We start from the raw sequence: 7,090 nt of genomic DNA, 5'->3' as shown, positions 1-7,090 counted from the left end.
TTTCCCCCGGCAATATCTTCAGGCTCTTCAGCCAGTGTTCGATCCTGTCGGTCCAGTGATCCGGGGATTGGGCGGGGCGGATGCCGAAGCCGTGTCCTCCGGTTGGATAAATATGCATTTCTGCGGATACATTGTTTTTGACCAGGCATTCGTAAAATTTGATGCTGTTGCCTACCTTCACGGCTTTGTCATTTGAAGCGTGGATGAGCATCGTAGGAGGAGTTTCGGGAGTTACCTGCAGTTCATTTGAAAAGAAGCGTACAGATTCCTGGCTTGGGTTAGGGCCCAGGAGGTTGTCTCTTGAACCTTTGTGCATCAGGCTGTCACTCAGACTAATGACGGGATAAACTAGGATCATGAAATCGGGGCGGAGGTTAATGCCTTCATTGTTGTCGATATATGATTTCTGAAAATGGGTTCCGGCGGTGGATGCGAGGTGTCCTCCGGCGGAAAAACCGATAATTCCTACTTTGCCGGGATCGACGGACCATTCTTTAGCCCGGCTCCGTACCGTTTTTAGTGCCTGCTGTGCATCCTGAAGGGGACCAATCGTCTTGTCCTTCATTGTCTTGTCAGAAGGAAGCCTGTATTTAAGGATAAACGCTGCTATCCCCATTTTGTTAAACTCTTTTGCTATATCGGTTCCCTCATTTGTGTAAGAAACGATCCAGTAGCCTCCTCCGGGCACAATAACTACTGCAGCTCCTGTAGCCTTATCTTTGGGGGGAAGCCAAACTTCGAGGCTTGGTTCGGTAACCTTTCCATAACGGATAAATCCCTGCTGGTCAGTATTTTTTTCTTCTTTTTCTGAAGAAGAGATTGAATTAGGAATACTGCCATTGTAAAGAGGGAATATCTGCTTTTGAGAATAGCTGGTCATTACAATACTTGTGAACAACAAAGTAAGGGCTAATTTATACATTGGATTAATTTTTTTGCAATATAGCAATGTTTGCTCTTAGATTGAAAAAATGCCGTGAATGTTCTTCAGGAGGTTTATAGGGGGGTAAGGAGGGGAAATATTTGCCGGATTTTCCTCAATACTTCTCAGTATGAATAAATTAAATGAAATATTTTCTTGTTTAAACGTTAGTTTTTTCCGAAATTTACGTCATCAAGTTAAAGCGCTCTCTTATAATATCTTTGGCTTGCAATTTGTAGTGGAATTTGAAGTATGATGAGATATTTACTCCTGTTGACATTAATCGCACCTGTAACCTCCCTGAAAGCTCAATATCTGGACTGGCATATTTCTGCACAGACAGGAAGCTGTAATTATGGTTCTGCGAATATGAATGGATCTGTGATGGTAGGATTCAGGACAGAGGCCGGTCAGGAACTATCTGTTGGACCTGTTTTTAAGAGTTATCTTGCAAACCAGAGATTTGGAAACATCGCCGGAGTGCGGGTTTATTCGCAGACCAGTGTTTCCGAAAAGGTAAGTTTTTACCTTCAGTGTGATGTGTCTAACAGTACCCAGTTCAGAACGGTGAGTATGAGCTCGCCACTTCGTCTTGAAACAGGGATCGGAGTAAATTACATGTTTAATGAAAAGGTAGGGGTAGGAGCCGGTTATAACTTCGGTGACTATAATCCGTTAAGTAATGTAAGGAAAAGTAGTCCTGCGCTTAAGCTTGTATATCTCATCCCTTTCAGGAGTAATGGCTGGTGATAAGCTGTTTTATTCCTGAACTTTTTATTCCCTGATCTGTTTTTTATCACAGAGTTTGTATTATTACAGCATTGTGATAAAAAAAGATGATAGAAAGACTACAAATTGAATCCGGCAGAAATGAGGTTTCCTTCCGGATAAGGCGATCTGCCAATGCACGTGTGAGCGTTGTATTTATCCATGGATTTCCCTTTCATTCCGCCATGTGGCTTTCGCAGCTGGAAGCTCTGCCTGATGATGTTCAGGGTATAGCTTACGACATCAGAGGATTTGGTAACAGTTCAACTGACCATCATTTTTACAGCACCGACCTTTTTGCCAGAGATCTTCTTGACTTGATCAGTTCTCTTCAACTAGACAAAGTAGTGTTATGTGGAATCTCAATGGGGGGCTATGTAGCTTTGAGAGCTGCTGAGATCGCTCCTGAGAGGGTAAGCGGACTGATTCTTTGCGATACGAATGCCGGAGCAGATTCAAACGAAGCTAAGTTGAGAAGATTTGCATCGATTGATCAGGTGCTTTACTCGGGAACGGAGGTTTTTGCTGATGATTTTATGAGTAAGCTATTCAGCGAAAAAACCTGTTCTTCCAATCCTGCGTTATGCGATTTTATCCGGGAGATGATCGTGCATGCTCCTGTTCCCGTTATATGTGCTACTCAGCTTGCTCTTGCTTCCAGAACGGATACGCTATCCCTTCTTCCCCTGATAGATGTACCTGTACTGGTTATACGTGGGCGTGCAGATAAACTCACCACACCTGAACAGGCGAGTATATTATCCTCCAGAATCAGGCAGGCTGAGGCAGAAGAGATAGCTGATACCGGACATCTGCCCAATTGTGAGGCGCCTGCTGATTTCAACCGGCTGATGAACCAGTATCTCAGCAAACATTTTCTTTCCTGATTGTTTTATCTGGGCGATGACAGAAACTGAACAGTTGCTCGAAGAAAATCTCCTGATTTATGTTAGCGATACCCATCCGGGTATCAGAAGGGAAAAACGAAGAAATGGCTTTATTTATCTTAACAGCCGCGGGGCGGAAGTTACTGATGAAAAGACTCTTGACCGGATTAAGAAGCTGGTGATCCCTCCTGCATGGGAGAATGTGTGGATTGCTGGTAAAAGCAATGCTCACCTTCAGGCTACGGGAATCGATCAGGCGGGGCGGAAGCAGTATAAATATCATCTGCGCTGGTCGCAGATGAGAAACGAGAATAAGTTTTCGAGGCTGCTGGAATTTGGAAGGAAGCTGCCTGAGTTCCGGCGCAATCTGCTCAAGGATTTGCGCAGGCGGGGGCTCGACCAGAGGAAGGTGCTGGCTATTGCTGTGAACTTTATGCAGAAAACCCTGATCCGAGTGGGAAATGAGGCCTACAAACAGCTTTACGGTTCTTATGGCCTAAGTACCCTGCGCGATAAACATGTTAAAATAGACGGAAGCCGGATGATGCTCTGCTTCAGGGGGAAGAAGGGGATTATGCACCAGATCAAGCTGACGGACAGGAACCTTGCCAGGCTGGTTAAGAAGTGCAGGGATATCCCCGGTCAGGAACTGTTTCAATATTATACGCCTGAAGGGGAGCGTTGTTCAATCGATTCAGGCATGGTAAATACTTATATCAAAGAAATAACCGGATGTGACTTTACTGCAAAGGACTTCCGCACGTGGTCGGGCACGCTGGAGGCATTGCGGGTTTATTCTGAATACGAGTACCCTGAATCAGAAACAAAAAGGAAAAAAATAACCATCGCTGTCCTGGATACCGTGAGTGCCAGGTTAGGAAATACGCGGTCTGTTTGTAAGAAATATTATGTATACCCGGCTTTAGTGAACGCTTATGAAGAAGGGGCGTTATTACCTTTTTTAAAGAAGGTGAAGAAGAATGCTCTTATTGCTCCGGACTCTGGTTTAAATGAAGACGAGAAGGTACTGCTTTCTTTTCTTAAGTCTGAACTCAAAAAGAGAAAAAGTTAAATACGGAAATATACCTGCAAAAATTGCTGAACTCCTCCTACAACCGTCCAAAGCCTCACTTTTATCTTATTATAATTTTTCATAGTCTGATATTTTAGATAACGGGCTCCAGCCGTAAGACAAGCCTGTATTTGCTTTGAGCTAAGAAAAAATCCTGCCAAATGAACTGAATTGTTCGTTTTTAAGGAAATAAGGTGGATTTTGATATGAAAATAAGTTGATTTTCGGGAAATGAACTCTTTTTACAGGGGGGCGAGTGTATGTTTATTGATACACAAAGTAAATATACGTGACAATAATCCGTTTTATACTTGATTTTTAAGGTAACCCTGAGGGGGAGTTTTTCGTTTATTTGCCTAAGTAAAGTGCAAGTATCTATGATGAATTTCAGACCTTCAGAAGACCTGAGTGAGAAGGATGTAAGCAGGGGATTAAAACTGGTGATTGCTGAAGGAATGGCAACCGAGTCGATGGTTGTTTTTACGGGAGGGGCGTTCCTGGTTGCTATGGCTGTTCATATGGGAGCCAGTAATTTTCAGCTTGGGGTACTTGCAGCTTTACCAACTTTCAGCAGCATATTCCAGCTGGTATCGATCTGGCTGGTGCAACGGTTTAAGAACCGGCGTGCGATTGCTGTTTTAAGTAATTTTTTCGCCCGCTTTCCTTTGATTGTGATAGGACTTCTTCCAATACTGTTTACAGCAGGCACAAGTATCAAAGTGCTGATTTTCCTCCTGTTTTTTCATTATTATCCAGGCTCAATTGCGGGGGCTAGCTGGAATTCGTGGATGAAGGACATGGTGCCGGCAAAGCAACTGGGTGCTTATTTTTCACACAGGAGCCGTTTAACACAGTCTTTAAACGTGATTCTGAGCTTGTTCGTGGCGCTTTCCCTGGATTATCTAAAGGCCCGGCATCCGGAATACATGATGTCTGCCTATTCGGGAATGTTCCTGATAGGAGGAGGATTTGGCTTACTGAGTGTGTTCCTGCTCTCCCGAACGCCTGAACCGGCAACTGCAATGGTTAACGATAGCATTTTTAAGCTGCTGAAAAAACCGCTGAAGGATAAGAATTTTCGCAGCCTTCTCACATTTAATAGTCTGTGGGCTTTCTCTTTGAACCTTGCCACGCCGTTTTTCTCAGTTTATATGATGAAAACAATCGGCTTGCCGCTTTCATATATCATTGCTCTTGGTATTGTTTGTCAGATCAGCAGCATTCTTTCGATCAAAATGTGGGGAAGATATTCAGACCGGTATAGTAATAAGACTATCATCAACATCTGTGCACCCGTATATGTTATTTGCATTTTGTCGTGGGCCTTTGTTGGAATGGCATCTTCTATGGTGACAACGCTTGTTATGCTGGGTCTGATCAACATCGTAACGGGGTTTTCTACTGCGGGTGCAAATCTGGCTATCAGTAATATCAGCATCAAACTGGCTCCTAAAGAAGAGGCCATTGTGTATCTTACGGTAAAGAATATATCCATCGCAGTGTTTTCAACTATAGCTCCTATGACCGGAGGCTTACTTGCCGATTTTTTTGCTTCTCATCAGCTTACCGGCGGTTTTTCCTGGAGTGGCGGCGGCCATACGTCCATACTGAACTTTATGGATCTGCAGGGATGGAATTTCTTCTTCATAATTGGAGGGCTGTTTGCCATGCTCTCGCTGAGAGTTTTAGGCAGGGTGAAGGAATTCGGAGAGGTTGATAAGGACAAAGCAGTAGTTTATATCAGAAAAGATATTAAAAGAACTTTCTCGCGGGAAGTGAAAAGGGCAGGCCTCATTGGTAGTCCCGCTTTTTCTTCAGGTCTGGTCAGAAAAATGAGGCAGCTGTTTCATACCTATCCATAAAAAGCGACCAGCCCCCTCGCAATTAATTCTGTACTTATTTTTAAATTCAATATTATTTATCTACTTTTGCCTGGCAAATAATAAATTTATTTGCACATGCATCTTGATCCCGAAAAGTTCGTCGCTGAAGGCCTCACTTACGACGATGTATTATTAATCCCCGCATATTCTGAAGTTTTACCGCGTGATGTAGAAACCAGCACGTATCTCACTAAAAAGATCCGTTTAAACGTTCCGGTTGTATCGGCCGCAATGGATACTGTTACTGAAGCGCAGCTTGCTATTGCTATTGCACAGGCGGGTGGAATAGGTATTCTGCACAAGAATATGACTATAGAACGGCAGGCTGAAGAAGTCAGAAGAGTAAAGCGGTCGGAAAGCGGCATGATCCAGGATCCTATAACCCTTCAGGAAGATGCCACTGTTGGTGATGCTTTCAAAATCATGAAGGACTTCGGTATCGGCGGAATCCCGGTTGTAAATGCTGAGAAAATCCTTGTGGGGATTATTACCAATCGTGATCTGCGTTTTCAGAAAGACACGGCTCTGACCATAAGCAAGGCGATGACCAGGGAGAACCTGATCACTGCACCTGAAGGAACGACATTACTACAGGCAGAGAGCATCCTCCAGGAATATAAAATTGAGAAACTTCCTGTAGTAAACGGTGATGGGGTACTGGTGGGACTGATCACATTTAAAGATATTCAAAAGTTTAAAAACTATCCTCAGGCTTGTAAAGATGAGCATGGAAGGCTCAGGGTGGGCGCTGCTGTCGGAGTTGCAGGTGATAACCTCGACAGGGTTAAAGCGTTGGTGAATGCGGGAGTTGATGTTGTGACGGTTGACACAGCACACGGGCATTCCAAGGGGGTGATTGAAATGGTCAAGGCTATCAAACACCTCTATCCGGATCTGCAGATAATAGCAGGCAACGTGGGGACAGCGGATGGTGCTGTAGCGCTCGCCGACGCAGGTGCAGATGCTGTGAAAGTGGGAATCGGGCCAGGTTCAATATGTACTACCAGGATCATTGCAGGGGTAGGAGTTCCTCAGCTGTATGCTGTATATGAATGCGCGAAGGCATTGAAGGACAGAGGAGTCCCGGTAATTGCCGACGGAGGGATCAAGCAGACGGGTGATATTGTGAAAGCCATTGCAGCCGGAGCCAGCACCATTATGGCTGGTTCGCTGTTTGCAGGGGTAGAGGAATCTCCGGGTGAAACGATTATATACGAAGGCAGAAAGTTCAAGTCGTACCGTGGAATGGGATCTGTAGAGGCAATGGAAAAAGGATCTAAAGACCGTTACTTCCAGGATGAAACAGATGTAGTTACGAAGCTGGTTCCGGAAGGGATAGTGGGCCGTGTTCCTTATAAAGGAACACTTGCAGAGGTGATCTATCAGTATATAGGCGGTCTGAGAGCGGGTATGCACTATTGCGGTGCGGCAAATATAGGTGATCTTCAGAATGCCCGTTTCGTCAGGATAACTGCTGCGGGAATGCGGGAAAGTCATCCTCATGATATAACGATTACTAAAGAAGCTCCTAATTATACGAGTAGCAGATAGGTTTTTG

General features: G+C 44.5%; 6 protein-coding genes. 5 read left to right on the top strand and 1 reads right to left on the bottom strand.

From position 1 onward, the window contains the following. Positions 1-922, bottom strand: a 922-nt coding sequence (locus DDR33_RS04350; protein ID WP_109414573.1) for an alpha/beta hydrolase, incomplete at its 3' end; no start/stop codon positions are given. Between the two features lie 252 nt (positions 923-1,174). On the opposite strand from DDR33_RS04350, the gene DDR33_RS04345 reads away from it, so the two are divergent. The 5 genes from DDR33_RS04345 to guaB all read left to right on the top strand — a co-directional run bounded on the left by DDR33_RS04345 (position 1,175) and on the right by guaB (position 7,083). Beyond that, positions 1,175-1,672, top strand: coding sequence for a hypothetical protein (locus tag DDR33_RS04345; RefSeq protein WP_146198698.1), 498 nt, complete (start codon positions 1,175-1,177; stop codon positions 1,670-1,672). An 86-nt stretch (positions 1,673-1,758) separates the two neighbouring features. Then, positions 1,759-2,577, top strand: a complete 819-nt coding sequence (locus DDR33_RS04340; RefSeq protein ID WP_109414524.1) for an alpha/beta fold hydrolase — start codon at positions 1,759-1,761, stop codon at positions 2,575-2,577. A 16-nt stretch (positions 2,578-2,593) separates the two neighbouring features. Continuing rightward, positions 2,594-3,649 (top strand): DNA topoisomerase IB, encoded by a 1,056-nt coding sequence (locus tag DDR33_RS04335; RefSeq protein ID WP_109414523.1) that lies wholly within the window; start codon positions 2,594-2,596, stop codon positions 3,647-3,649. A gap of 377 nt (positions 3,650-4,026) precedes the next feature. Continuing rightward, positions 4,027-5,511: an MFS transporter gene (locus DDR33_RS04330; protein ID WP_109414522.1), complete on the top strand. Its 1,485-nt coding sequence runs from the start codon at positions 4,027-4,029 to the stop codon at positions 5,509-5,511. Between the two features lie 96 nt (positions 5,512-5,607). Then, a complete protein-coding gene (gene guaB, locus DDR33_RS04325) occupies positions 5,608-7,083 on the top strand; it encodes an IMP dehydrogenase (RefSeq protein ID WP_109414521.1) in 1,476 nt (491 codons plus the stop codon). Positions 7,084-7,090: the final 7 nt, after the last annotated feature.

The sequence above is a fragment of the Pararcticibacter amylolyticus genome (assembly GCF_003130405.1).
In the GTDB taxonomy this organism is placed as follows: domain Bacteria; phylum Bacteroidota; class Bacteroidia; order Sphingobacteriales; family Sphingobacteriaceae; genus Arcticibacter; species Arcticibacter amylolyticus.
This window is presented reverse-complemented; position numbering and strand designations above follow the sequence as displayed.

What these genes read in the sequence shown, in the direction of transcription:
- guaB (WP_109414521.1), top strand. Translation starts at nt 5,608, where the DNA reads ATGCATCTTGATCCCGAAAAGTTCGTCGCTGAAGGCCTCACTTACGAC.
- DDR33_RS04345 (WP_146198698.1), top strand. Translation starts at nt 1,175, where the DNA reads ATGATGAGATATTTACTCCTGTTGACATTAATCGCACCTGTAACCTCC.
- DDR33_RS04335 (WP_109414523.1), top strand. Translation starts at nt 2,594, where the DNA reads ATGACAGAAACTGAACAGTTGCTCGAAGAAAATCTCCTGATTTATGTT.
- DDR33_RS04330 (WP_109414522.1), top strand. Translation starts at nt 4,027, where the DNA reads ATGATGAATTTCAGACCTTCAGAAGACCTGAGTGAGAAGGATGTAAGC.
- DDR33_RS04340 (WP_109414524.1), top strand. Translation starts at nt 1,759, where the DNA reads ATGATAGAAAGACTACAAATTGAATCCGGCAGAAATGAGGTTTCCTTC.